Raw genomic sequence first — 24,968 nt, 5'->3', positions numbered from 1 at the left:
CAGGTCCTTGTTATCGAGGCGCGGATGTAGTTTGGATTGCGGCTTCCAGGCGGGCGAGGCGGGCATCAAGGCGGTCGCAGTCGCTGCGGCAAGTGTCGATGTCGCGGAAAAATAACTCGGCTTCCGATTTGGCCGGCAGCTCACGAGTTTCTTCTTGCAGGAATTCTTCCAGGTTTAAGCGAAAGGTGGTCAGGGTGTGCTGCGTCCAGTCGCGGCTGCCGCGGAACAACTGGCCCAAGCGTTGAGCAAAGGCGTCGCCGGTATAACGGGCGATTTTGCTTTCCAGATTGATGTCCAGTTTTTCGAAGAGGCGTTGCAGACGGCGGGCGACTTGGGCGTCGCCGTCGATGCGAACTTCGCCTTTAAACAGTGAGCGCATCGGTGTGGCACTCAAACCCATCAAACCCAAGGCTGATAGAGAGCCACTCAACGTGGCATCGACGGTTCCCGGATAACTTTCTAGAATTTGCATGCCTTGCGTGGTAGGGCAAAGATACAGGCTGCTGTCGAAAGACGTCACATGCAGGGCGATGACTTTGCCGGCCATGGGCGTTAGATACTGTTCGATGTGATCGTCCAGCGCTAAATAACGATTCAGTGCGGTTTCGAGCGCGGAGATTAATAAGGACTTAACGCTGCTCGACATCACTCGCCTGTGCTTGCTGTTGTTGCAGAAACTCTTGCATGTCTTCGTTATTGACTCGTTGGTATAAATCGCTGACTGTCACGGTTAAGTCTATTGATTCCAGGGTGAGGCTGTCGCCAAGGAAGTAATGTTCCGATAGCCAGTGGGTCGAGCGGCGTAAGATTTCGACGTCGACAAAATCCTGTTCGATCAGTACATATTCTTGCAAGCTCGGCAAGGCCTTATAGGCCGCCAGTTTGGTGGATTTGTCCATGCGTCGGGTGGCTTTGGATAGCACTTCGACGATAATGGTTGGCTTTTCGGTGTAGTACTCGTCGCCGTTTTCGTCGGCGCAGACTACCATCACATCGGGATAGAAAAAGTTGTTTTCGGCTTTGACTTTTATGTCAGCCATGAACGTCTCGCACGGCGTGCCTCGTAGATGTTGGGCGAAAGTCGTGAAAACATTCCCGGCTAATCTTTGATGGTTACGGCTGGCGCCAGCCATTGCGTAAACTTCGCCGTCGATCAATTCATGCTTGATGTCGCTGATCATTTCGCCGGCCAAGTATTCGGCTTCACTGATGTAATGCTGAGCTGGTTTTAGTGCCATTGGCAATTCTCCGATTTCACGACCGGCGAACGGGAGCTTAAAATTTATAGCCCCGGTGTACGGCAACGATACCTTGCGTCATGTTGAAATACTCGCAACGCTCCAGGCCGGCGTTTTCCATCATTTGCTTGAGTTCGTCCTGCTTGGGATGCATGCGGATCGATTCGGCCAGATAACGGTAGCTGTCTTCGTCCTTCGCCACCACGGCGCCGATTTTTGGCAGTAGTTTGAAGGAGTAAAAGTCATAGACTTTCTCGGTAATCGGGTCGATAGGGTGGGAAAATTCCAGGACGATGACGCGGCCACCGGGTTTTAATACGCGGTACATGGAGCGCAAGGCGGCGTCTTTGTCGGTGACGTTGCGCAAGCCAAAACCGATGGTCACGCAATCAAAAGTGTTGTCGGCAAACGGTAGGCATTCGGCGTTGACTTGGGCGTAGCGGATATTGCCGCTCAAACCATGGTCGATCAGCCGGTCGCGGCCGGTGCGCAGCATGGCGGCGTTGATGTCCGCCAGTATCACCTGGCCGGATTTGCCGACGCGCTTTTCGTAGAGTTTGGTCAAATCGCCAGTACCACCTGCCAGGTCCAGCACGCTGTCGCCTTCGCGAACATTCGCCAGTTGCACGGCCACTCGTTTCCAGATGCGGTGGATACCCATCGACATGAGATCGTTCATGACGTCGTACTGGCTGGCGACCGAGTCGAACACGCCGCGCACCAGCGCCACTTTTTCCTGTTTAGGAACCTGTTTGAAACCAAAATGGGTGGTATTGTCGTTTGTCATGATGTCGTTTAATTATGGATGGGCGAGCGGCGGCTGAGGCCGGCGGCTTTCAGGGTTTCAAGATACTGCGACCAAAGCAGCGGAAATTCCGAACCCAATTTATACAGTAAATCCCAGCTGTAAATGCCGGTGTCGTGGCCGTCGCTGAACACCAGTTTGATGGCGTAATTGCCCACCGGCTGGATGTCGGTAATCGTCACGTCTTCCTTGCCGATTTGCAGAGTTTCCTGGCCGGGGCCGTGGCCGACCGCTTCTGCCGATTGGGTAAACACCCGCAGGTATTCGCTGGGCAGCTCGTAAATACTCTCGTCGTCGAAATGAATTTCCAGGATGGCCGAAACCTTATGCAGCTTGATTTCGGTCGGGAAACGCTGAGTGGGGGTGATTTTGACGCGCATAATTACAAAATGTAGCGGCTGAGGTCTTCGTCGTCGGCCAGTTCCATCAGGTGTGAGTCCACGTAAGCGGCATCGATGGTAATGGATTTTTCGGCCAGGTCCGGCGCGTTGAAGGAAATGTCTTCCAGCAATTTTTCCAGAATCGTATGTAATCTGCGCGCGCCAATGTTTTCGGTTTTTTCGTTGACTTGCCAGCCCAGTTCGGCAATGCGCTGAATACCGTCGGCGGTAAATTGTACGTCTACGCCTTCGGTTTTCAAGAGTGCCTGATATTGCTCGGTCAGCGAGGCGTCCGGCTCGGTCAAAATCCGCACGAAATCGTCGGCGCTCAAGGCGTTCAGCTCGACCCTGATTGGAAAGCGGCCTTGCAATTCCGGAATCAGGTCCGACGGCTTGGTCAAATGAAACGCGCCGGAGGCGATAAACAGAATATGATCGGTCTTGATCATGCCGTATTTGGTGGTGACGGTGCTGCCTTCCACCAGCGGCAATAAATCACGCTGCACGCCTTCGCGGGACACTTCGCCGCCGCCCATTTCCGCGCGTTTGCAGATCTTGTCGATTTCGTCGAGAAACACGATGCCATGTTGCTCAACCGCTTCCAGCGCGGCTTGCTTGATTTCTTCTTCGTTGACCAGTTTGCCGGCTTCTTCTTCCTGCAACTGTTTCAAGGCATCTTTAATTTTTAATTTGCGGGTTTTGGTGCGGCCATTGCCTAGGTTTTGAAACATGCCTTGCAACTGGCTGGTCATTTCTTCCATGCCCGGTGGCGCCATGATTTCCACACCCACTGCCGGTGCGGCGACGTCGATTTGAATTTCCTTATCGTTCAAATCGCCTTCGCGCAGTTTTTTGCGCATTTTCTGCCGGGTGGATTCCTCGGTTTCCGAGAGCATGCCGCCTTCGGCGCGTGGCAGTAATATATCCAGCACTTTTTCTTCGGCGGCATCGGCGGCGCGGTTTTGCACACGTTCCATCGCCGAGATGCGGGTGGTTTTCACGGCGCTATCGATCAAGTCGCGAATAATCGATTCCACGTCGCGGCCGACATAACCCACTTCGGTAAATTTGGTGGCTTCGATTTTGATGAAAGGCGCGTTAGCCAAGCGAGCCAGACGGCGGGCGATTTCGGTTTTACCGACGCCGGTGGGGCCTATCATTAGAATGTTTTTCGGGGTGATTTCATCGCGCAGCTCGGCGGTAACCTGGCTGCGGCGCCAGCGGTTACGCAGGGCTATTGCGACGGAGCGTTTGGCGGCGGCTTGGCCGACGATGTGTTTGTCCAGTTCGCTGACGATTTCTCTCGGGGTCATTTGACTCATGGTTTTACTCTTGTGCCGGTTGGGGTTCGGCGTCTAATTCTTCGATGCGCAGATTGTGGTTGGTGTAAATGCAAATATCGGCGGCAATGCCTAGCGATTTCTCGACGATTTCGCGGGCGCTGAGTTCGGTGTTTTCCAGTAAGGCGCGCGCAGCACTTTGCGCAAACGCGCCGCCGGAGCCGATGGCGATAAAGTCGTATTCCGGTTCGATGACGTCGCCGGTGCCGGAAATGACCAGCGAGGTTTTACTGTCGGCAATGATCAATAACGCTTCCAGTTTGCGCAGGGCGCGGTCGGTGCGCCAGTCTTTGGCCATTTCCACGGCGGCACGGGTCAGATTGCCGCGATGTTTTTCCAGCTTGCCTTCGAAATGTTCGAATAAGGTAAACGCATCGGCCGTCGCGCCGGCGAAACCGGCAATCACTTTGTCGTGGTACAGGCGTCTGACTTTACGGGCATTGCCCTTCATCACGGTGTTGCCCAGGGTGACTTGGCCATCGCCGCCGATCACGACTTTATCGCCGCGTCTGACGGAAAGAATGGTGGTGCCTCTGAAGTTCGTCATGTCTGTGAATGAGAAAGGGAAAGGCGGCGATTTTACATGTTCTCGACGGCGATGGGGTAGAAGTTTAAAACCGCAAGTCGGGTGGGTAAAAGGCGCAAAGATTGAACAAAGCAAGAAAACTGATTAAAGTTCAAAGTGCTGGTATTTTAAAGGATGCGCCGCATTGACCGGCGTTTCCAACATTACAATAACAACAAGAGGGTAGCTAGTCATGAAATTGTCAAATCGCTGGAGAGGTGCGTGCTTGCTGGGTGCTATGGTGTTTTCAACGGCGGCCCTGGCTTTATCGCCGGAAGAAGAAGAGCGCTTGAAAGAGTGTAAAAGGCCCAAATTCCGGGATTTTGTGCCTGAACAAAAAGCCGAGGTCGATGCGGGTACGGAAATCTCTTTTCATATCTCCCACAATGCCGATCCATTGACCGTGACCGCCGAAGCGCGTGGCGAAAAAATGAAAGTCAATGTAGTGGATAAAAAGAACTTTTACTTTGTGACCGCGAAATTGCCGCCATTGACGCCGGGATTTGCCCGTGTGCATGTCACCGCTAAATCCGCAGAAAGCAAATTGGAGAGCGGCTGTTTGGGTCAGGATGGCTGGTTGCTTAAAATTAAAGGTGAGGCAACCGCTAAACCGGCGGAACAGCCGGCGGCGGCTCAGTAGCGAATTTTATCTGTTTTGATCCGCCACATTTGGAAGGGGCGATTGGCCGAGTCGAGCGAGAGTTGCTGCATGACGATCCGGCGTTGCAGGGCGGGTTTGTCGATTTCGGTGTAAATAAAACCGTCGTCGAACCCGGCTTTAGCGGCGTCGAAACGGTCGCAAGCAAAGTAAACGGCTTGCAGTCTTGCCCAATAGATGGCGCCCAAGCACATCGGGCAAGGCTCGCAACTCGTGTAGAGCGTGCAACCGCTTAATTGAAAATCGCCTAGTTTTTGACAAGCCAGCCGAATGGCGACGATTTCGGCGTGAGCGGTCGGGTCCAGATCCGGCGTCACCCGATTCCCGCTGGCGGCAATAATTTCGCCGTCTCTAACGACAATCGCGCCGAACGGCCCGCCACCTTGGTCGATGTTATCGCAGGCTAGTGCGATGGCTTGGTTTAGAAAGCCTTCGTGCATTACAAATCCAGCGGATTATCAGGATTAATACCGTCCATGAACGGCAATCGGCGGTCTTCGTTGGTGATCTGATAAACCTTCCCCAGCCAGTTATTAAACACGGCTTTAGCGGAATCCCGCCAGGTGATGTCCAAGTGCTCGATGATTTGTTGCTCTGGCATGGCTTGCAGTGGGCAGTTACCAAGCTTGGCTTCTTTCACGTGTTCTGTGTACTCGGCCAGTAGCTGTTGCACTTCGTTATCGAAATAATGCTCGGGGTAGGGTGGGTAGTCGTCGCGCTCGCCGTTGTAATAACGCAGTACTTCGCGCTTGTATTCTTTGAGCAGGCTAATATCGTCGTACTCCGGATGACCCTGGAAGAAGACGATGCGAAAACCGTCCGGACTGACGGCCAGATGTACGCCGGCGGATTCGCTGGCTACCAGGACTTTCAGTCCGTGTGTTTCCATGTCGCGCTGAAACACTTCGTTGAAGCGAGAATGCGGCACATCGAAGCGGGTGTTGATTTCCGCTACCAGGGGATGCTGCCTATCGACCACTTTGTGCGAGAAAACACCCCAACGCTTGGCCGGCAGACGGGTGCGCTCCACACCGTAACTATGCTGAATGAAGGCATGGGTGGCCAGGCAGGAGCAAAGCACCGAGGTGACGTTTTGCGTGGCCCATTCGAACACTTCGGTTAACGGCCGCCAAAAATCTTCCTCCTGCAAATGGTCGTGGGTGACATTGGCACCGCTGATAATCAAGGCATCCAGGCCGTCTTGTCTGATTTGCTCGAAGGATTCGTAATATTGCTGGATATGCGCCAGGGCTTGCGGGCTTCTTTCCAGGCCCGCAATCGTAAACGGATGCACATGAAACTGTGCAATCTGATTGCAAGCGCCGACCAAGCGGAAAAACTGGCGTTCCGTGGCTTCCAGCGCCGCGTCCGGCATGATATTCAACAAGCCGATGTGCAATTCTCTAATCGATTGGTGGCTGGCGCGATCCGGGCTGAGAATTTCTTCGCCTTCTTCGTGCAGACGCTGAAAAGTGGGTAAAGCAGTATGGGCAACTAGCGGCATTACAAGAACGGTCTCAAGATTGTTGCCGGGCAATCGCCTCGGCAATCAGACGGATAAAGTCGTCTTCGTTATTGACTTTAGCGGTTTCGTCGGCACTGATGGTGTAGCCGTACTGGGCGGCAATCGCTTCGTAGCGCGGTACCCTGGCTTTGAACAGCTCCGGAAATACCCAGCTGACGAATTCGTCCGGTGGAATTTGGTCGGTCGAACTGTAACCGCGCTCACTCATGAATTGGTCCAATTTTTCATCGACGAATTCAGGGCGGTAATACAGGGGTTTGGGATCTTTTTTGGCGCGGTCGATGATGGTCTGTTCCAAAGCCGGCGGAATTTTGATGTAGACGATCAGCGTGTGTTTAGCCAGATTTTCCAGGACTTCCGGACAATCCAGTTCGCAAACGCTACCGCCGGCGTCGTTGATGAAATGTTTGTAGCCGTAGATGTCTTCGGCCTTATGGATAAAGTCCGGCACGTCGTTCATTGCCGCGATTTCGGCTTGATGATGCAGCGCCTGGCGACGTTTGAATTCGGCTTGCGACAAGCCGCCTTTAGCCGGATCGCCGATTTTGCCGAGAAAGCTGGACACCGGTGCCAGGTTTTCCACGGTGATATTGCTGCAGATGTAGATCGAGTCGGATTTCAGCAAATCGCGCAAAAACGGTACGCCCATGGCTTGCTGCTTGATGTTGTCCAGAATCGGCTCTTCCAGGTATTTGGTACCGATGCGGTAGTCGCCGGAATAATGAAACCATTTATCCCTGGGTAACTTGGCCGAGAGGGTGGTTTTGCCGGCGCCGGACATGGCCAGCAGGGTGATACTCTTGGATTCCCAGTCCAGAAATTGTTGCGGGGTCATTCTCATAAATTATCTCAATCCAACAAATCGCTAATGTCCAAATCTTCCGCATCCGGGCGGGCGTGTCTATCGGGGTCTGTGTAGCCCAGATCGTCGGCTTCCAACTCGTCGAACGGCGCGCTCCAATCTTCCGGGTCTTCGATGTAATCGATAGTGGAGCCGTACCAGGACTCGTTGTCGTACTCGCCCAAATCGCCGTTGGCGAACTGAACTTCCACCGATTCGTCGTTACCTTCAATCGCTACGACCTTGAAGGTGAGATTACTTTCCAGGTCTTTATACCAACGGCCAATGACCGGATCTGTAATAGTTGCCATAGTTGCATCCTCGCTATGTTGATGACTTATCAATGATAGCGAGTTTATAGAAGCTGTGCGAGTGCATGCGGCAAAACTGTCGGGATTTTCGATTAGAATGGCAAATTTACACAGTCAGCGGCGGGAGCCATGAGCGAAGAAAGATTCATCGAATTGGAGATCAAACAAGCGTATCAGGAAGATTTGATTCAGGCGTTGAACCAAGTGGTGGCAGACCAGCAAAAGCAAATCGGCAAACTGGAAGAAACCTGTAAGTTGCTGCACGACAAGATCAAAAGCCTGGCGCTGGATGAGCGACAAGCGGGGGCGGTCGATGAGCGTCCGCCCCATTACTGACTTATCAATTACGACTTGCGATGGCTGACGCGGCGAAGCTGCTTCGTTGGGTTGGATGCTGTTGTCAAGCTGGTTCGAGGTTGCGGCGAGGCGCTGCAATCCATATGTTTGGCGCGCAAGCGCCGACAAAAATCCTGACTGTCGTCTTGCTGTAAGCCGGTCCATTGCGCCCGCCAAGATGTGGCGTTTTTGACTTTGGTTTTGACAATGCCGGCCCGTCCGGTTTTAGCTAACGGGCCGAGCGCATTACGCGCTCGCTGCAGATTGACATCGGCATCGATTTTTCTGGGGAAACTTCCCATGCTGACGGTCCAAACATTGCCGCGGCTTTGCGGTTTGGCTTGCGCTAATTGCGTGAGCTTTTCGCGGCGACTGTTATACGGCGCGTTGATATGAATCGGTTCATAACGGCTACTGCCGGAGTCGGCACCCATTTGTTCCGCACTGCCGGCACAACGGTTGGACGACAATTGAAACGGTGGCGGCAGGGCGCTGTAATCCTTCAATTGCGAAATGTGCTCGCCAAATAGGCCTTTTTCGCTATTGGCAAAGCCCATGTCCAATAAATTACCCATTTGTTCGAAGCGTTCCCCACTACTGTGTGCGCCCAATAACACGCCGATCAAGCGGTGGCCGTTGCGTTTGGCCGAGGCGATCAGGTTGTAGCCGGAGCCGCAGGTAAAACCGGTTTTCAGGCCGTCGGCATCCGGATAGCTTTTCAGGATGCGGTTGGTATTGGGCATTACCCGGCCTTTGTAGTTAAATTCCGTTGCCGAAAAATAATGATAATGTTGCGGGAAATCGCGAATCAACGCAGCAGATAACAAGGCCAGGTCGCGGGCGCTGCTGATTTGCCCGTCGTTGGGCAAGCCGCTGGCGTTTTCGAACGAGCTGTTGTACATGCCCAGCGTACGCGCTTGCTGGGTCATCATCGCCGCAAAATTGCTTTCCGTTCCGCCCAGTTTTTCCGCCAGCACGACCGCTGCGTCGTTGGCGGAACGGGTGGTGACCGCCATGATGGCTTGTTCCACCGTCAAACTTTGGCCGGTGCGCAAACCCAGCTTGGAAGGCGGTTGCGAGGCGGCGTGTTTTGATGCAAACACGGTGTCGGTCAGTCGCAGACGGCCATTTTCCAATGCCGACAGGGTTAAATAGATAGTCATGACTTTGGTCAATGACGCGGGATACCAGCGTTGAGTGGATTCGGTTTCGTGAACCACGCGGCCGGTGTCGGCGTCGATCACAATCGCCGCATATCTGGCGGACGCAGGAGCGCTTTGCAGCATTAGGCAAGCTAGAGAAAGTAACGCTAAACGGGTTTTGGGTAGGGTGCTCAAGTTATTACTTTGCTCCAGATATGTGGCCTAAACATTTGACTATATTATTTAATCAGAATTATCGATTTCGAAAAAGACCCAATTAATGCGGGGATGGTCGGTTTTGATCTGTTTTTCCATTCCGTTAATTAATTCAACAGCTTCCCCCACGCTTAAATCCGCCGGCAATTCGGCTTTAATGGCCAGCATCACTTGGCTGCCGTGGCTAATAGCCCAAATATTCAGCACGCGATTGACGCAGCCTTGCTTTTCCAGATAGCCGCGAACGGCATCGCGAATCCCCGCATCGGCCTCACCGAGCAGCAAAGAATGCACTTCCCGGCCAACTAACACCGCCACGACGACCAATAAGGCGCCAATCAACATCGAGCCCACTGCGTCGTACATTGAATTACCGGTAAGCATAGTCAAGCCCAGCATCGCCGCGGCTATCACCAGACCAATCAGCGCGGCCAAGTCCTCGCCGATGACCACCATCAATTCACTGGATTGCGTTTCTTTAAACCATTGCCACACGCCTCGTTCGCCGCGTTCGCTTGCCATGGCCCCCAAGGCCGCGCGCAATGAAAAGCCTTCCAAAACCACGGCGATAGCCAGTATCGCCAAAGCCATACCAGCGTTTTCCACGGTGTGCGATTCGTGAAAACGCAACCAACCTTCGTGGATCGAGAACAAGCCGCCAACCGAGAATAGCGTAATCGCTACCATCATCGACCAGATATACGCTTCCCGGCCATAGCCCATCGGGTGGTTTTGGGTTGCCGCCCGCGCCGAGCGTTTCATGCCGATAAACAGCAAGACTTGATTACCGCAATCGGCAAAGGAGTGAATGGCTTCCGCCAGCAGCGATCCGGAACCGGTCCAGATTGCTGCGCCGGTTTTAATCAAAGCGATGCCCAGATTAGCGGCGAACGCATAGATGATGGCTGAGGCGGAATTACTGTGAGACATGGGTTATGGGCCAAATAAAATTAAGAATTAGGCGGCGATTGTTTGTGGCAAACAGCACTGAAACAGATCAAGTATTTATGCAGATTTTAGATGAGTCGAGCGGATTTGCTGCAAATACTTAGCCGTTGACAGACAGCTTGAGTCGTTGACTGTCAACTAGGCAATAAAGAGCTTATCGATTCTGTAAGGCGGGTGGTAGAGGTGGGTTTTTTGGCGATCGCTGGCGCCGAGGATGCTGTTGCAGGCTGCGGCGTTTTTGCAGCCAGCGTATGACGCCGGTGAGGAACAGCAGCGGGCAGAGCAAGCCGGAAACCAAGACCAGCAATTGGCCGGTCAAGCCGAATGCTTCTCCGGTATGCAAAGGATGCAGCCAGTTGATGACGGTGTCCGAGCCGCCCAGTTCGTCGGGATTGCTGACCGCCAACACCTGGCCGGAATATTGATCAACCCAGACATTGGTTTTGGGAAAGCGCTGACTGGGCTCGCCGGCCTGGCGCAGATTGATGCGGTAGCTGCCATTAGCATCGTGCGGTGTCTCTATCCAACACAGGCGCGCCTGCGGAAATCGGGCTTGGCCAACCGCGACGGCTTGATCCAGGCTGATGCGCGCCGGCTTGTTTTCGCTGATGGCCGACTTTGGCGCGGGCGATGCTTGCAAAGGCGAGAAATAGCCCATTATCGGATTGACGTATTGCGGAATCTCCAAGGCTACCCCGGTTACCGCCAATACCAGCATCACGATCAAGCTGTAGACGCCCGCCAGTTTATGTAAATCGTAATTTAGGCGTTCGCGGCTGGCGTGGCGCTTTAGGCTCAAGGCGCTCTTTAATTTGTGCAGCGGCGGCCACCACAGGTAAACCCCGCTGATCAAGGAAATCAGCAGCAAACCGCCGACGATGGCCATCAAAATCTTACCTGGTTCGTCCAGCAACAGCTTGTAATGCAAGTCGTAAATCCAAGTCATTGCAAAGTCGCCCCAGAAACGATTGGCGAGGACCTTGCCAGTATACGGATCGACCGACAGCATCAGCGGCGCAAAGCCGTGGTGCTCGGTTTCTTGCGGCTTATAGTAGCGGGCGGTGATGGCGCGCCGCGGATCGTCGGGAATTTCCAGCCGCCAGCCGCGTTGCCGCGTAGGCTCCGCGCGACGTAGGGCTTGAAAAATATCCTCGTAGCTTTGCCGCTGGGCGCTGGATTCGGAAATGATCAACTGTGGATTCAGCCACTCGTCCAGATCGATATAAAACACCAAAAGGCTGCCGGTCAGGCCGACCAGGGCGATGATCAAGCCCAACGACAGCCCGAGGTATAAATGTACGGCCAGCCAGAATTGGCGTCTAGCCTGCTTCTTGTTGGCCGTCGATTTCATGGTGATACGAGCTTAGTAGTCGAACTTGACGTTGACGGCGCCGTAGAAGGCAACGCCGTCGCCCGGCGAGAAGAAAGGTTGGGCGGTGGCGCCGAATGATTCGGAGTACCAAACGTATTCCCGGCGAACGTCGGTCAGGTTTTTAGCTTGAAATTGCAATTCCACTTCCTTGGTCACCTGGTAGCCTAAATCCAGGTTGAGCAGGGCGTATTCGCCGTATTGGCCGCGCTGATTGGCTTGATCGACAAAGTAGTCGCCTTGGCCGCTGGTCCACAGTGAAGAACGCAATTGCGGCAGGATTTGGTAGTCGATGCCGGCCGAGAACAAATAATTCGGGGTATTGACGACCTGATTACCCGAGACGTATTCCATAGTGCCAGCCGAAACCGCCGGCGGATTGGTGACTTTAGCTTCCTGCAACGAGTACGCCGCCCAAACCCCGACTTTATCGGTTGGATAAACTTTGACTTCAATGTCCACGCCTTGACGCAGTGTGGGGCCTATTTGGCTCGACTCCACGCTGGCCAGGTCGCGGCTAATTTCGTTGCTGGCTTTTTGCGACCAATAGGCGACCCGGCCCTCGGCCCAATTGACCGGTTTCAGCTTGACACCCACTTCCCAGCCATCGTTCAACGAGGGGCCGATATTCGCTTGGTTGCGGCCGATGAAGGTGGCTTGGCCCAGGCCGACCTGGAAGGTGCGGCCCCAGTTGCCATAAAGGCTGTAGCCTTCGATCGGCGTAATCACCGCGCCTATTTTGGGTTGCGAAATCGTGCCGTAGTCGTTAAGGGGGTAGGAGCCGAACGCTGAGCCGGGGCGATAGCTGAAGAAGCTGCCGTCGACGATGTCGGCGCGGTAACCCGGTGTCAGTTTCAACCATTTGAAAGGCTTGATGATCGCCTGGATGTAGCCGCCGTAGTTCAGGAAGTCCCACTTCTCGTCGTTACGCAAACCGCTGCTTCGGCGAACCCTGCTATCGGTTAGATAACGCAGATATTTGTTTTCCTGTTGCTGGAAGTCGAAGCCGGTTTCCAGCGAAAAGTCGTCCAGCCAACTGACCACCGGATGGTAGGTCAGCGAGGTCATCGCGCCGTACTGAATTTCGTCGCGGTCGCGTTCTTGCTGTGCTGCGCCAGGGCCATAGGTGACATAACGCTGGTCGTCGAATAAAGTGCCGTAGACCTTGGACGACCAGAATAAGGTCGGGCTGAGGTTGACGTCCAAGTGGGTGCTGACCTGACCAACCGTGCGTTTGCCGCCGTCAGTGGCATTTCGGGTGAAGGTTTGGGTTTGATTGAGTAACTGTTCCTGGTATGTCATATAGCCGGGTTCTTGGGCGCCGGCTTCGCTCCAGCGGGCGATCAAACCTATTTTGTATTTTTGGTTGTCCGGGGTGTAAAACCACTTGCCGGAAAAGCTGTTTTTGTCGGTGTCGCTATGGTCGCGGTAGCCGTCGCTGGCGCGGTAGGAAATTTGATAGTTCTGCGAGAAACCGTCTTTTTCATAGCCCAGACCGGATTGGATGTCGTGGGTATTGAAACTGCCAAAACTGGCCCGGGCCTTAGCGTAGTTGCCGCCGGTGGTGGTGTTCATGCTGATGTTGCCGGCGAAGGAGTGCAGGCCGTAGCGGGCGTCGTTGGTACCCCGCACCACTTCGATGGACTCGATGTCGAGCGGAAACAGCGAGTCGATAAAATAGGTGTCGCCGCTGTTGGTGTTGCTAGGCACGCCGTCGATCAGCAATTTCACCGCGTTGACCCGGCCTTCGCCATTGAAACCGCGAAACGACATTTTGCCGGTGGTGATGCCTTGGCCGAATTGGGTCACTTGAACGCCGGGCATGCGGTGGAACAAATCGTAGGCCGTTAATACGTTTTGGTCGGCAATTTTATCGGCGTACATGATGTCCACCGAAGTGGCAATGTCCTTGCTGGTTAATTTCATGCTCTCGGTTTGATCACTCACTGTGACCGCACCCAGTTCGAAAGTCGAATCGTCCTTAACGGCTGGTGGTTTTGGCGCGGGGACTTTTTTAACCGCAATGACGCCTTCGCCTACTTGCTCGTACTGTAAGCCATTCTGACTTAACACTTTTTCTAGCGCCTGTTGTACGGTGTATTGGCCCTTCAACGGCTGGGCTTGCAAGCCTTGCACCATCGAGTCGGCATAGATCAATTTGGTATTGGTGGACTTTGCCAAGTTTTCCAGCGTCGCTGCCAGCGGTTGCGCGGGAAGGTCTATGCTTGCGCTGGTGCTGCCTGCCGCGCTTGCGTCGATTGAAGCGGCTAGGGCCAACGCCAGCAGGGGCGCCTGTCGGCGCGGTTTTTTCGCGGGTGTGGTGTTAAGTTTGCAATCCATGATCGTCTCCTGTTAGTCGTGGGTGGCAATATTTTTTGACTCGCCATACCCCATTAACGAAGCAGACTGGTCAAACTGGACAGGTTTGGGGAATATTTTTTTAACCCAAACACGAACACCTGTTTGTTAGCGGCTGTAAAGCACGACGGTTTGTTTTTGGCGCTGCACGCGGATAGGCAGGATTTTTTCCAGGGCCTGCAGAAACGGCTTGAGATCGGCGCTATTGAAACTGCCGCTCAGGGTTTGCTTGGCCAAGGCAGGATCGGCAAACGCAAAACGCACGGCGTGATAACGCTCCAATTCCGCGACGACTTCGGTCAGCGGCGTGTGGTCGAACAACAGTTGGCCGTTGAGCCATGCCGCCACTTGCTTGGTATTGGTTTTTTCGGGTTTTTGCCAGTGGCCGCCCGCATCTATTTTGCGGCTGAAGCCGGCGGGTAAATTTTCGCCAAACCAGCTGCGGCCGGCATGTAGGGCAACTTCGCCTTCCAAGACCGATACGGCGGTGCCGTGATTATCATGCCGCACGTTAAACACGGTGCCGATGTCTTTAATTTGTAGATTGCCGGTATGAACGGTAAACGGGTGCCAGGCCTGATGAGCGACGTTGAACATGGCTTCGCCTTGCTGCAACTCGATCTCGCGGCGCCACCAGGACAGACGTACGCGCAGTTGTGTATCGGTATTCAATTGCAGTTGGGAACCGTCGGCCAGTTGCACGGTTTGCCGTTCGCCTATGCCTGTTTGGTAAACTCTACTAGGCGCCTTGAAGTCCAGCCATGCGCCGGTCAACACGGTGGCAAGCAGCAGGCTAACGGTTAACATTTTGCCGTTTCGCCAGACGCGGGGCCTTGCGGAGCGCGCGGTATTCAAGCCGGCGACCTCAGCGGTTTTTAGCTCGTCCAGATTGCCCCAAAGGCTGGCGATGTCGTCGTAAGCGGTCTGATGCGCTGGATTTTGCAGAAGCCATTGCGCGAATGCTTGACGCCGCTGCTCATCACAGGATTCAGACTGTAACTCCACGAACCACGTCGCAGCTTGCTGAAGAATTTTTGGCGATTGCGAAAGCTTGGGCGCCGTCATCGATTGGCCGGTTTAGTGCTGCGTGCCGATTAGCATGTGATGGCAGTGCAACATGGCCTTGACCAACTGGCGTTGCACCGTTTTCTCGGAAATACCCAGTTTTCCGGCGATTTGGGCATAAGTGAGTTCGTCGATCTTGCGCAGCAGTAAAATATGCCGGCATTGCCGCGGCAGGCTGGCGATAGCCTGCAACAGGCGTTCGCATTGTTGGCTAAGAATGGCAAAGTCTTCCGGTTGCATCAGCGGGCAAGTCAGCTCGTCGTTCAATTCTTGGGTTTTTGCACCGCTGCGCTGATGGTGGCGAATAAAGTCTATCGACAGGCGTTCGGCGGTACGAAACAGATAACCGGGTAGATTGTCGGTGTGTGTCAGACTGTCCTTGCCCAGCAAACGCAAATAAGTTTCCTGACTCAGATCTTGTGCCGCATCGGGGCACTTTACCTTGCGCAGCAAAAAATCGACGATGGCTTCTTTATGAGTCAGAAATAATTCGGCTATCTGATCGTGCTTAATGGCGATGACGGACAAGCGACTAGCTCCGGATTTTTGTGAACGAAAGACGGAAACTGCCGCAAGCTGTGTGCCAATAAACGCATAAAGCCGTCCAATTCCAATAGTGCTCGGCTGTAAGGTTGTTGAGGGGAGGTGTAGGGGGAGACTTACGTTTAAAACTATGTCATTTAACGCAATTACCTGTGGCATATGACCTGATTTTTCTGTGCAAATCAGCTGCAATGGAAGTCATTCTTCGGTAGGAATCGAGGAAAAGTTGTCCTTTAAACACAATCCAAAAATTGACAATCAATCGATTGATTGATATTGTTTAAATCAATCGATTGATTTTTTCTAACAAGCACTTCCGCAGAGGCAGCATGGTCGCACCTGAAAACTCCGAAACCGAAACTCACGACGCCCGCAGCCGGCTGGTCATGGCGGCATTGCGGCTGTTTGCCGAAAAAGGCTACAAGGCCGCTTCCACGCGGGAAATCTGCGAGGCGGCTGGCGCCAATATTTCTGCCATCCGCTACTACTTCGGCGATAAGGCCGGTCTATATCGCGCCGCATTCTTCGAACCGATGGGCGACGCACGTTGCGGTTCCGATGTCGCGGCCTATGCCGACTTACCGTTGCCCGAAGTGTTGACCCGGTTTTTCGGCGAATTCCTGGAGCCGCTGAAAGAAGGCGAGGACTTTGGGCTTGTGATGAAGCTGCACTTCCGGGAGATGATCGAGCCGACCGGCGCCTGGCAGCAGGAAATCGATGCGGAAATCAAACCGCAGCATGAATCTTTGGTGTTGCTGCTCAAGGAACATTTGGGATTGAGCGGCATCGACGACGACTTACATCGGCTGGTTTTCTCGATGATAGGCATGGCGGTGCATTTCTATGTGGGACAAGACGTCATCTCGATGATTTCCCCGCAAATTTTAAATTCTCCACAAAACATCGACGTGCTGGCCGAACGCCTGGCTGGCTACGCACTGGCCATGATAAACAGTGAAGCCGCGCGGCGTGCTCGGGATGGCGACCATGAACAATAATATCTCGCGGCCACTTGGCTTAAGTCTAATCCCCCTGCTGCTTTCAGCCTGCGGCGCCGGCGGTTTATTGACGACCGTCGGCCCTGATTATCAAACAGAACCGTTGTCGGCGCCTGCGAGCTGGCAAGCGCCGCAGGCCGATGCGGCCAAGCGCCAACAGGCGCATCAAGGCGACCCCGCCGAGCTGATGCGCTGGTGGGAGCGCTTTCAAGACCCGGCCCTGACTCGCCTGTTAAGCGCCGCCGAACAGGTGAGCGCCTCGGTCGCCGACGCCAGAGCGCGCATCGAAGAAGCTAGGGCAAATCTCGTGGGCGCCGATGCGGCCATCCTGCCGAAATTGGACTCCGAGCTTGTTTCCAAACGCTCCTCTTCTTCGTTTGGCGGCAAGCCGTTCATCTGGAACCAATTCTCGGCCGGACTGCAATCCAGCTGGGAAATAGACTTGTTCGGCGGTTTGGCCCGGCAGCAGGAAGCGGCCCAAAGCCAACTGGAATCGCGCAACGCCTCCTGGCACGACGCCAGAGTCGCGGTGGCGGTGGAAGTGGCCGATGCCTACCTGGCTTACCGCTATTGCGAAGCGCAAGTGCAACTATTGCGTACCGACAGCGATTCGCGCCGCGAATCGGCGCGGGTGGCGGCGGTTGCCGGCCAGAGCGGGTTCCGCTCACCGGGCGATGTAGCCTTGGCTACCGCCAGCGCCGCCGAAGGCAACAGAACCCTGCTGCAACAACAAGCCCAGTGCGAACGTTCGATCAAAAGCCTGGTGGCTATGACCGGCCTCGCGGAAGCTGACTTGCGGTCGTTACTGAACGGCTCGGCCGATCAGGCGGCGAAACTGCCCACTCCACCGGCGTTCGAAATCGCTTCCTTACCGGCCAAGGTGTTATTGCAACGGCCCGACGTGGCGGCCGCCGAACGCGATCTCGCCGAGGCCAGCGCCAATATCGGCGTGCAACGGGCCAAACAATTTCCGAAATTGAGCCTGTCGGGCAACATCACCCCGACCCTGCAAAACATCAACGGCGCGGCGCTGATGCTGGCGCAGACTTGGGCGATAGGGCCGACGCTGAGCTTGCCGCTGTTCGACGCCGGCAAGCGCGCAGCCGACGTGGAAGTCGCCAAGGTGCAATACCAAGCGGCGGAAAGCCGCTTCCGCGCCAAGGTGCGCACGGCGGTCAAGGAAGTCGAAGACGCCCTGGTGCGTCTGGACAGCACCCGCCAACGCTTGCCGCAAGGCCGCGAGGCGGTCAGCGGTTACCGGGCAAACTTTCAGGCGCTGCAAACGCTCTACCAAAGCGGACTGGGTAATTTGCTGGATGTGGAAACTGCCCGCCGCAACGTGCTGGCCTCTGAACTGGCGCTCGAAGAGCTGGAGCAGGAACAGGTCGGGGCTTGGATCGCGCTGTATCGCGCGGCGGGCGGAGGCTGGACCGATGCTGGCGAGTCGCCGAATCCGGACACGGCGGCGGCAGGCCCAGCCAAACTCAGAGCCATCGGCAACACGCATTTATATCCGAATCAAAACGACATGCTCAACGGAGGAAACTCATGACCAAGGGAAAAATAGGCGTGCTATTCGCCGCCTTACTGTTATTAATCGGCATTGGCGTAGCGATCGGCCGCGTCAGCCAGCCCGCGCCATCTAGCGAAGCACCGGCTGCCAATCCGGCGCTCAGCGTGTCCGCGATCCGTCCGCAGACGCATGATATTCCGCTCAGTCTCACGGCTAACGGTTCGATTGCGGCTTGGCAGGAAGCCGTGATCGGCGCCGAAATCGGCGATCTGCGTCTGAGCGCGGTTAACGTGCAAATCGGCGAAGCCGTTAAGAAAGGCCAGGTGTTGGCCACCTTTTCCGACGAAAGCGTATTGGCCGATGTCGCGCAAGCCCGAGGTGTAGTGGCCGAAGCCGAAGCCAATCTGGCCGAAGCCCGGCTTAACGCCGAGCGGGCGCGCAAGGTCTCGGTATCCGGCGCATTGAGCGCGCAACAAGTGGACCAGTACCTGACCGGCGCGAAAACCGCAGAGGCCAAACTGCAATCCGCCAAAGCGCAGTTGGATGCGCAATTGTTACGGCTGAAATACACCAAAGTATTGGCCAGCGACGACGGCGTGATTTCCGCGCGTAGCGCCACTTTGGGCGCCGTCGCCACCAAAGGCCAGGAATTGTTTCGTTTGATTCGGCAAAACCGCTTGGAGTGGCGCGGCGAGCTTACCGCCGCGGAAATGACGCAACTGAAACCAGGCAATAAGGTGAGGGTAGAGGTCCCGAATGTTGGCAGTATCGACGGTGAAGTGCGTTTCCTGGCGCCTACCCTGGATGTGCAAAACCGCAATGGCCTGGTTTATGTTGACTTACCTCGTGCCGCGCAGACCGGTTTGCGTGCCGGTATGTTCGCCCGCGGCGAATTTGAATTGGGCAGTTCCGCGGCGCTAACGGTGCCGCAAGAGGCGCTGTCGCTGCGGGATGGCTTTAGTTATGTATTTTTGTTGACCGAGCAAACCGAAGACCGGGCGCGCGTCAAGCAGGTCAAAGTGCAATTGGGCCGCAGAAACGGCGACCAGGTGGAAATTTTAGCCGGCGTGGCCGCCGAAGATCGGTTGGTGGCTGGCGGTGCCTCGTTTTTGGCCGACGGTGACAGCGTGCGGGTGGTGACACAATGAACGTTTCAGCCTGGTGTATCCGCAACCCCATTCCGGCCATGATGTTGTTCGTGCTGCTCAGCTTCGCCGGTTTGCTCAGCTTTAAATCAATGAAAATCCAGAACTTCCCCGATCTGGATTTGCCCACCATCACGGTCTCGACCTCGCTGCCCGGCGCTTCGCCGTCGCAACTGGAAACTGAGGTGGCACGGAAAATCGAAAACGCCATCGCCACCTTGCAGGGTTTGAAACACATCACCTCCAAAGTGCAGGATGGCAGCGCCACGATTACCGCCGAATTTCGTCTGGAAAAACCGGTGCAAGAAGCCTTGGACGATGTGCGTTCCGCGGTGTCCAAAGTCCGTGCCGATTTGCCGGGTGACCTGCGCGATCCGGTTGTCACCAAACTGGATTTGGCCGGTTCGCCGATTTTGGCCTTAACCGTCAGCTCCGCGCAGCGCGATGAAGAAGCGCTGTCCTGGTTTGTGGAAGACACGGTAGCCAAACGCCTGTTGGCGGTACGCGGCGTCGGTGCGGTCAATCGGGTGGGCGGCGTTAGCCGGGAGGTGACGATAGCGTTGGACCCGGTCAAGCTGCAAGCCTTGGGCGCCACGGCGTCGGACATTTCCCGGCAATTGCGGCAAATCCAGCGTGAGAGCGCCGGCGGTCGGATCGATTTGGGTAGCGGCGAGCAACCGGTGCGCACCTTGGCCAACGTGGCCTCGGTCGAGGAAATACGGCCCTTGCAGCTTTCACTGGCCGATGGCCGCCATATTCGGCTCGATCAAGTCGCCAAGGTGGACGACTCCGTAGCGGAACCGCGCGCGTTGGCGCTGCTGAACGGCAAACCGGTAGTGGGCTTTGAAGTGACTCGCAGCCGGGGCGCCAGCGAAGTCGAAGTCGGCGCCGGCGTACAAAAAGCCTTGGCCGAATTGCGTGTCGCCAATCCGGATATCGAATTTACCGAAGCGTTTAACTTTGTCACGCCGGTCGAGGAGGAATTTCAAGGCTCGATGACCATGCTTTACGAAGGTGCGTTGCTGGCGGTTTTGGTGGTCTGGCTGTTTTTGCGCGATTGGCGGGCCACTTTTATTTCGGCTGTCGCATTACCGCTGTCGGTGATTCCGGCCTTCCTGGGCATGGATTATTTGGGCTTTTCGCTGAATGTGATCACCTTGTTGGCCTTGTCGTTGGTAATCGGCATCCTGGTTGACGACGCCATCGTCGAAGTGGAAAACATCGTCCGCCACCTGCGGATGGGCAAAACGCCTTACCAAGCCGCGATGCAGGCTGCCGATGAAATCGGCTTGGCCGTGGTGGCGACCACGTTTGCCCTGGTCGCGGTATTTCTGCCGACCGCCTTCATGAGCGGGGTGGCCGGGCGATTTTTCAAGCAATTCGGCTGGACGGCGGCATTGGCGATAATGGCGTCCTTGGTGGTCGCCAGGATGCTGACGCCGATGATGGCGGCGTATATGCTGAAAGACCTCGACCATTCTGAGCCCAAGGAAGGTGCGGTGATGCGCACTTATATGAAATTGGCGGGCTGGTGTCTGCATCATCGTCTGGCTACGATGGGCGGCGCGGCAGCGTTCTTTATAGGCTCGCTGTTTTTGATTCCGTTATTGCCAACCGGCTTCATCCCGGCGGACGACAACCCACAGACCCAGGTGTTCGTGGAACTGCCGCCCGGTTCGAGTTTGGCGCAAACCCGCGCTTCCGCCGAAGCGGCTAGACAATTGATTGCCGGTATCGACTACGTAAAAACGATTTATACCACCATCGGCAGCGGCTCGGCGGGCAGCGACCCGATGGCCGGCAACCAGGGCGCCGGCGAGGTACGCAAGGCCACGCTGACGATTACCTTGGCCAATCGCCAGGACCGGCCGGTGCGTAAACAGGCCATTGAACAAAATATCCGCCTGGCCCTGCAAAAACTCCCCGGCGTGCGCACCAAGGTGGGATTGGGCGCTTCCGGCGAAAAATACGTGTTGGTATTGAGCGGCGACGATCCACAGGCTTTGAGCGCCGCCGCCCGCAATCTGGAACGCGACCTCAGAACCATTCCCGGCCTGGGTAGCATCGCCTCCAGCGCCGCGCTGGTGCGGCCGGAAATAGCGGTAAGGCCGGATTTTGCCCGCGCCGCCGATCTGGGCGTGACCACCACCGCACTCGCGGAAACCCTGCGCATCGCCACTTTGGGCGATTACGATTGGTCTTTATCCAAGCTCAATCTGGCGCAACGCCAGGTGCCGATGGTCGTCAAACTGGCCGAGGAGGGCCGGCAAGATTTGAGCGTATTGGAACGCTTGGCCGTGCCGTCCGCCAAGCCCGGCATCGGCGCGGTGATGGTCGGCCAGGTGGCGAAACTGGAACTGTCCAGCGGTCCAGCGGTGATTGACCGTTATGACCGCTCGCGGAATATCAATTTCGAAATCGAATTGTCCGGCCAGCCGCTGGGTGACGTTGCCGCTGCGGTGGAAAATCTGGATAGCATTAAAAACCTGCCGGCCGGCGTCAAACGCATCAACATCGGCGATGCGGAAATGATGGGGGAGCTGTTCGCCAGCTTTGGCTTGGCCATGCTGACCGGCGTGTTATGCATCTTCATCGTGCTGGTGTTGCTGTTTAAAGACTTCCTGCAACCCATCACCATTTTGGCGGCATTGCCGCTGTCGTTTGGCGGTGGTTTCGTCGCACTGCTGTTGACCGGCAAGGCGTTTTCGATGCCGTCGTTGATCGGCTTGGTGATGTTGATGGGGATAGCCACCAAAAACTCCATCCTGTTGGTTGATTACGCCATCATTGCTCGGCGCGAGCAGGGCTTGAGCCGCGTGGATGCGTTATTGGATGCGTGCCACAAACGGGCCAGGCCGATTGTGATGACCACGATTGCGATGGGTGCCGGTATGTTGCCGATTGCGATAGGCATGGGCAACGCCGATTCCTCCTTCCGCAGCCCGATGGCCGTCGCCGTAATCGGCGGTTTGGTGACGTCCACCTTGCTGAGTTTATTGGTGATTCCGGTGGCTTACACCTATCTGGACGATTTCAAAAATCTGGGTTTGGCAGTTTGGAAACGCTTTACGGGGCCCAAAGCTGTCGCTGTCGAATCGTGAGGATTGAAGCAAGGCAGGGCCAATAAGGCGGTGGTCAGGAAGATGAATTGGTTGTTGGGGTAGGGCTTCAGGGTCTATCCCAACGAGCCCGCCGGCTGTTAATCGGTTACTGAAATAATTGTAGGGTACGCATCGCGTACCTTTAGAAGGTCATCATGGTGGTTAAAGCTAACAGGTACGCGGTGCGTACCCTACTAGGCTGAGATATTCAAATACCCAAAAGAGAAACCATTAACTGCGGTAATTGTTTTTTCAGCTCTCTGGGGCTTGTGGTTAATGGCCGGAAGAATTTCGCTAAGGAAATCCTTCGTTTTAGTTAGGAAATGCTCCGGCACAGCGTACTCAGCGAGATTGTCGAAAATGTCCTCGTGGCCAAATTGCTTTTCTAGGTACACCCGAGCACTTTGCAGCCGGCTTTGCCACTTAAATACAGGTTCGTCCTTCATATCATCTGGAAGCTGTTCGGAGGGGTGTATTAGTGCTGTTCCGTGGGCCAAAATGTTTCGTAGAAGAAAGAGTGAACTGATCGCGTCCTTAGTTTGAGGTTGAATTACTTTGTCAATGGCAAGCCCAAGGTAGCTTACATATTGTTCCTTCAGCCGCTCCCAGCCGCCTTGTGCGTCAATTTCGATAAAGAACTTTTTGAGTAGGTTCTCGGGAGAGCTACGCTCTGTTCGACCAGCTTTTGTCCCCTCCTTTATTTGATGTTCCACCTCTGCAGAAACTATCTCAGAAAGAATGCTCCGCATAATGCCTTCGACGATTGCCGCGTTGATATTCAACAGCGCAAAAGTAAAGGCGTAGTTGTTGTAGTGCTTTGAAGGAACCTCTACTAGATATCCAGATTTGTATTCTTCTGAGAATGCCGCGCGAGGTTCGTTTTTCCGCTTGTACTGAAGCGCAAGAATCTCATAGGAGACGAGCAAGGAGTAACTTGTTTCAAGGCCTCTGTATTTCATAGCTTACCTAGTTGTCGTGAGAGTGGTGGTACGCCTAACAAGATATTAAAGCTGTTAACAGTATATCCATCTGAAAACGGGCATTGGCATGCTAATTTATTGATTGAAAGAGAATTGTTGCTTCCGTATGTCATCGGTGGCAGCCTGTTATGTCTGGCAATGATCCAATTGCTGCCATTTAATCATGTTAGGCGATGGCAGCAACGTGTCGCAACCAGCCGATCAACAACTCCCCCATGCTGATCGACCGGTATACAGTTTCATAAATAATGATATTTGGCAGGGCCGAATAGCCCTATCAAGCCAGCGCTTAGCCGCGAGTTTGCAGAATAGCTACCGCAGGCAATTCCTTGCCTTCCAGGAACTCCAGGAACGCGCCGCCACCGGTAGAGGTGTAAGACACTTTATCGGCGATGCCGTATTTGTCTATCGCCGCTAATGTGTCGCCGCCGCCTGCGATTGAGAAGGCAGGGCTTTCGGCAATTGCTAACGACAGAGATTTGGTGCCTTCGCCGAATTGGTCGATTTCGAATACGCCGACCGGGCCGTTCCAGACGATGGTGCCGGCGGTTTTCAGGATTTCCGCGTATTGCTTGCTGGTTTCCGGTCCAATGTCCAGGATCAAGTCGTCGGCTTCCACGTCGGCTACGTTTTTCACGGTAGCCGCAGCGCTTTCGGAAAACTCTTTAGCGCAGACCACATCGACCGGTACCGGAATATCCGCGCCGCGTTCTTTTGCCGATGCGATCAAGCGTTTGGCTTCTGGAATTAAATCCGCTTCGTACAGGGATTTACCCACAGAGTAACCAGCTGCGGCGATAAAGGTGTTGGCGATGCCGCCGCCGACGATCAGTTGATCGACTTTAGACGACAAGGACTCCAGCACGGTTAATTTGGTGGAAACTTTGGAACCACCGACGATAGCTACCAAGGGACGGGCAGGAGTTTCCAGGGCTTTGCCGAGTGCGTCCAACTCCGCAGCCAATAGTGGGCCGGCGCAAGCGATGGCGGCGTGTTCGGCTACGGCATGAGTCGAGGCTTCGGCGCGGTGCGCGGTGCCAAAGGCATCCATTACGAATATGTCGCACAGCGCGGCCATTTTTTGGCCTAGTTCAGCGTTGTTTTTCTTCTCGCCTTTATTGAAACGCACGTTCTCGCACAATACGGCTTCGCCGCGTTTGACTTCCACGCCGTCGAGCCAATCTTTCACCAAACGTACCGGTTGACCTAGTAACTGTGAAAAACGCTCGGCGACGGGTTTAAGGCTGGAGGCTTCGTCGTATTCGCCCTCGGTAGGGCGGCCCAAGTGCGACATCAAAATTACCGCCGCGCCGCCGGCCAATGCGGCTTCCACGGTAGGGACGCTGGCTTGGATGCGTAAGTCGCTGGTGACTTTGCCGTCTTTAACCGGCACATTCAAATCTTGGCGGATTAACACGCGCTTGCCGGCCAAATCCAGGTCGACCATTCGTTTGATAGACATAAGTTCTCCTTTGGTTGAAATAGTGAAAACATTATAAAGTGTAACGCCGGCCGCAGCCTGAATTAAAAAATAACAGAATAGTCAGGCGCTTGGACTATATTTGCTATCCGTTGCCTAAACTTTTACCGG

At 55.0% G+C, this 24,968-nt stretch carries 24 protein-coding genes; 6 read left to right on the top strand and 18 right to left on the bottom strand.

Translation table 11 applies throughout. From position 1 onward, the window contains the following. Positions 1-10 precede the first annotated feature (10 nt). The 6 genes from JWZ98_RS17685 to hslV are packed head-to-tail and all read right to left on the bottom strand — an operon-like array spanning position 11 to position 4,310. The gene (locus JWZ98_RS17685; RefSeq protein ID WP_205451222.1) at positions 11-646 is read right to left on the bottom strand and encodes an SCP2 sterol-binding domain-containing protein; all 636 of its coding nucleotides are present in this window, start codon (positions 644-646) and stop codon (positions 11-13) included. Then, positions 630-1,238, bottom strand: a complete 609-nt coding sequence (locus JWZ98_RS17680) for a Uma2 family endonuclease (RefSeq protein ID WP_205451221.1) — start codon at positions 1,236-1,238, stop codon at positions 630-632. Before JWZ98_RS17680 ends, JWZ98_RS17685 begins: the two co-directional genes overlap by 17 nt. Positions 1,239-1,275: 37 nt before the next feature. Next, positions 1,276-2,025, bottom strand: coding sequence for a bifunctional demethylmenaquinone methyltransferase/2-methoxy-6-polyprenyl-1,4-benzoquinol methylase UbiE (ubiE, locus tag JWZ98_RS17675; protein WP_033158390.1), 750 nt, complete (start codon positions 2,023-2,025; stop codon positions 1,276-1,278). An 8-nt stretch (positions 2,026-2,033) separates the two neighbouring features. Further along, positions 2,034-2,423, bottom strand: a complete 390-nt coding sequence (locus JWZ98_RS17670; RefSeq protein ID WP_205451220.1) for a DUF971 domain-containing protein — start codon at positions 2,421-2,423, stop codon at positions 2,034-2,036. 2 nt (positions 2,424-2,425) lie between these two features. Beyond that, on the bottom strand, positions 2,426-3,745 hold the full coding sequence (hslU, locus tag JWZ98_RS17665; protein WP_205451219.1) for an ATP-dependent protease ATPase subunit HslU: 1,320 nt from the start codon (positions 3,743-3,745) through the stop codon (positions 2,426-2,428). 4 nt (positions 3,746-3,749) lie between these two features. Further along, complete coding sequence (gene hslV, locus JWZ98_RS17660; RefSeq protein WP_020483114.1) at positions 3,750-4,310, bottom strand: ATP-dependent protease subunit HslV; 561 nt, start codon at positions 4,308-4,310, stop codon at positions 3,750-3,752. 211 nt (positions 4,311-4,521) lie between these two features. On the opposite strand from hslV, the gene JWZ98_RS17655 reads away from it, so the two are divergent. Next, positions 4,522-4,968: a hypothetical protein gene (locus JWZ98_RS17655; protein WP_129871437.1), complete on the top strand. Its 447-nt coding sequence runs from the start codon at positions 4,522-4,524 to the stop codon at positions 4,966-4,968. Here the strand turns inward: JWZ98_RS17655 and JWZ98_RS17650 are convergent. Genes JWZ98_RS17650 through JWZ98_RS17635 form a run of 4 tightly spaced genes read right to left on the bottom strand, consistent with a single transcriptional unit; the run spans position 4,962 to position 7,663 of the window. Beyond that, positions 4,962-5,426: a nucleoside deaminase gene (locus tag JWZ98_RS17650; RefSeq protein ID WP_205451218.1), complete on the bottom strand. Its 465-nt coding sequence runs from the start codon at positions 5,424-5,426 to the stop codon at positions 4,962-4,964. The two genes, JWZ98_RS17655 and JWZ98_RS17650, sit on opposite strands and share 7 nt — an antisense overlap. Continuing rightward, a complete protein-coding gene (locus JWZ98_RS17645; RefSeq protein ID WP_205451217.1) occupies positions 5,426-6,490 on the bottom strand; it encodes a homoserine O-succinyltransferase in 1,065 nt (354 codons plus the stop codon). The genes JWZ98_RS17650 and JWZ98_RS17645 overlap by 1 nt, the downstream gene beginning before the upstream one ends. Before the next feature lie 13 nt (positions 6,491-6,503). Further along, the gene (locus JWZ98_RS17640; protein ID WP_033158395.1) at positions 6,504-7,352 is read right to left on the bottom strand and encodes an ATPase; all 849 of its coding nucleotides are present in this window, start codon (positions 7,350-7,352) and stop codon (positions 6,504-6,506) included. A gap of 8 nt (positions 7,353-7,360) precedes the next feature. Beyond that, the gene (locus tag JWZ98_RS17635) at positions 7,361-7,663 is read right to left on the bottom strand and encodes a DUF6763 family protein (RefSeq protein ID WP_033158396.1); all 303 of its coding nucleotides are present in this window, start codon (positions 7,661-7,663) and stop codon (positions 7,361-7,363) included. A 129-nt stretch (positions 7,664-7,792) separates the two neighbouring features. On the opposite strand from JWZ98_RS17635, the gene JWZ98_RS17630 reads away from it, so the two are divergent. Beyond that, positions 7,793-7,999: a SlyX family protein gene (locus JWZ98_RS17630; RefSeq protein WP_033158397.1), complete on the top strand. Its 207-nt coding sequence runs from the start codon at positions 7,793-7,795 to the stop codon at positions 7,997-7,999. Positions 8,000-8,007: 8 nt separating this feature from the next. On the opposite strand, the gene JWZ98_RS17625 is transcribed toward JWZ98_RS17630, so the two are convergent. From JWZ98_RS17625 to JWZ98_RS17600, 6 genes are all read right to left on the bottom strand, one after another. After that, positions 8,008-9,336 carry a D-alanyl-D-alanine carboxypeptidase family protein gene (locus tag JWZ98_RS17625; protein WP_240348073.1) on the bottom strand — a complete coding sequence of 443 codons (1,329 nt, stop codon included), beginning with the start codon at positions 9,334-9,336 and terminating at the stop codon, positions 8,008-8,010. A 48-nt stretch (positions 9,337-9,384) separates the two neighbouring features. Continuing rightward, complete coding sequence (locus tag JWZ98_RS17620; RefSeq protein WP_205451216.1) at positions 9,385-10,287, bottom strand: cation diffusion facilitator family transporter; 903 nt, start codon at positions 10,285-10,287, stop codon at positions 9,385-9,387. A gap of 172 nt (positions 10,288-10,459) precedes the next feature. After that, positions 10,460-11,656 carry a PepSY-associated TM helix domain-containing protein gene (locus JWZ98_RS17615; protein ID WP_205451215.1) on the bottom strand — a complete coding sequence of 399 codons (1,197 nt, stop codon included), beginning with the start codon at positions 11,654-11,656 and terminating at the stop codon, positions 10,460-10,462. Between the two features lie 12 nt (positions 11,657-11,668). Next, on the bottom strand, positions 11,669-14,014 hold the full coding sequence (locus JWZ98_RS17610; protein WP_033158401.1) for a TonB-dependent receptor: 2,346 nt from the start codon (positions 14,012-14,014) through the stop codon (positions 11,669-11,671). Positions 14,015-14,140: 126 nt separating this feature from the next. Next, on the bottom strand, positions 14,141-15,097 hold the full coding sequence (locus tag JWZ98_RS17605; protein WP_033158402.1) for a FecR family protein: 957 nt from the start codon (positions 15,095-15,097) through the stop codon (positions 14,141-14,143). A 12-nt stretch (positions 15,098-15,109) separates the two neighbouring features. Next, entirely contained in the window at positions 15,110-15,625 is a 516-nt protein-coding gene (locus JWZ98_RS17600; protein WP_033158403.1) for a sigma-70 family RNA polymerase sigma factor, read from the bottom strand. A 344-nt stretch (positions 15,626-15,969) separates the two neighbouring features. On the opposite strand from JWZ98_RS17600, the gene JWZ98_RS17595 reads away from it, so the two are divergent. From JWZ98_RS17595 to JWZ98_RS17580, 4 genes are read left to right on the top strand one after another with little or no spacing between them, the layout of a single operon-like run. Beyond that, positions 15,970-16,638: a CerR family C-terminal domain-containing protein gene (locus JWZ98_RS17595; RefSeq protein WP_205451214.1), complete on the top strand. Its 669-nt coding sequence runs from the start codon at positions 15,970-15,972 to the stop codon at positions 16,636-16,638. After that, positions 16,628-18,190 carry an efflux transporter outer membrane subunit gene (locus tag JWZ98_RS17590; protein ID WP_205451213.1) on the top strand — a complete coding sequence of 521 codons (1,563 nt, stop codon included), beginning with the start codon at positions 16,628-16,630 and terminating at the stop codon, positions 18,188-18,190. Before JWZ98_RS17595 ends, JWZ98_RS17590 begins: the two co-directional genes overlap by 11 nt. Further along, entirely contained in the window at positions 18,187-19,299 is a 1,113-nt protein-coding gene (locus tag JWZ98_RS17585; RefSeq protein ID WP_033158406.1) for an efflux RND transporter periplasmic adaptor subunit, read from the top strand. The genes JWZ98_RS17590 and JWZ98_RS17585 overlap by 4 nt, the downstream gene beginning before the upstream one ends. Beyond that, on the top strand, positions 19,296-22,397 hold the full coding sequence (locus JWZ98_RS17580) for an efflux RND transporter permease subunit (RefSeq protein ID WP_205451212.1): 3,102 nt from the start codon (positions 19,296-19,298) through the stop codon (positions 22,395-22,397). Before JWZ98_RS17585 ends, JWZ98_RS17580 begins: the two co-directional genes overlap by 4 nt. 194 nt (positions 22,398-22,591) lie before the next feature. Here the strand turns inward: JWZ98_RS17580 and JWZ98_RS17575 are convergent, their stop codons facing one another. Together JWZ98_RS17575 and JWZ98_RS17570 are read right to left on the bottom strand one after the other, a co-directional pair. Continuing rightward, on the bottom strand, positions 22,592-23,356 hold the full coding sequence (locus JWZ98_RS17575; protein ID WP_205451211.1) for a hypothetical protein: 765 nt from the start codon (positions 23,354-23,356) through the stop codon (positions 22,592-22,594). Between the two features lie 310 nt (positions 23,357-23,666). Further along, on the bottom strand, positions 23,667-24,839 hold the full coding sequence (locus JWZ98_RS17570; RefSeq protein ID WP_205451210.1) for a phosphoglycerate kinase: 1,173 nt from the start codon (positions 24,837-24,839) through the stop codon (positions 23,667-23,669). Between the last annotated feature and the right edge of the window lie 129 nt (positions 24,840-24,968).

The sequence above is a fragment of the Methylomonas sp. EFPC1 genome (genome assembly GCF_016925515.1).
GTDB lineage: Bacteria > Pseudomonadota > Gammaproteobacteria > Methylococcales > Methylomonadaceae > Methylomonas > Methylomonas defluvii.
The sequence above is the reverse complement of the archived record's forward strand: the minus strand, read 5'-3'. Positions and strand labels throughout refer to the sequence as shown.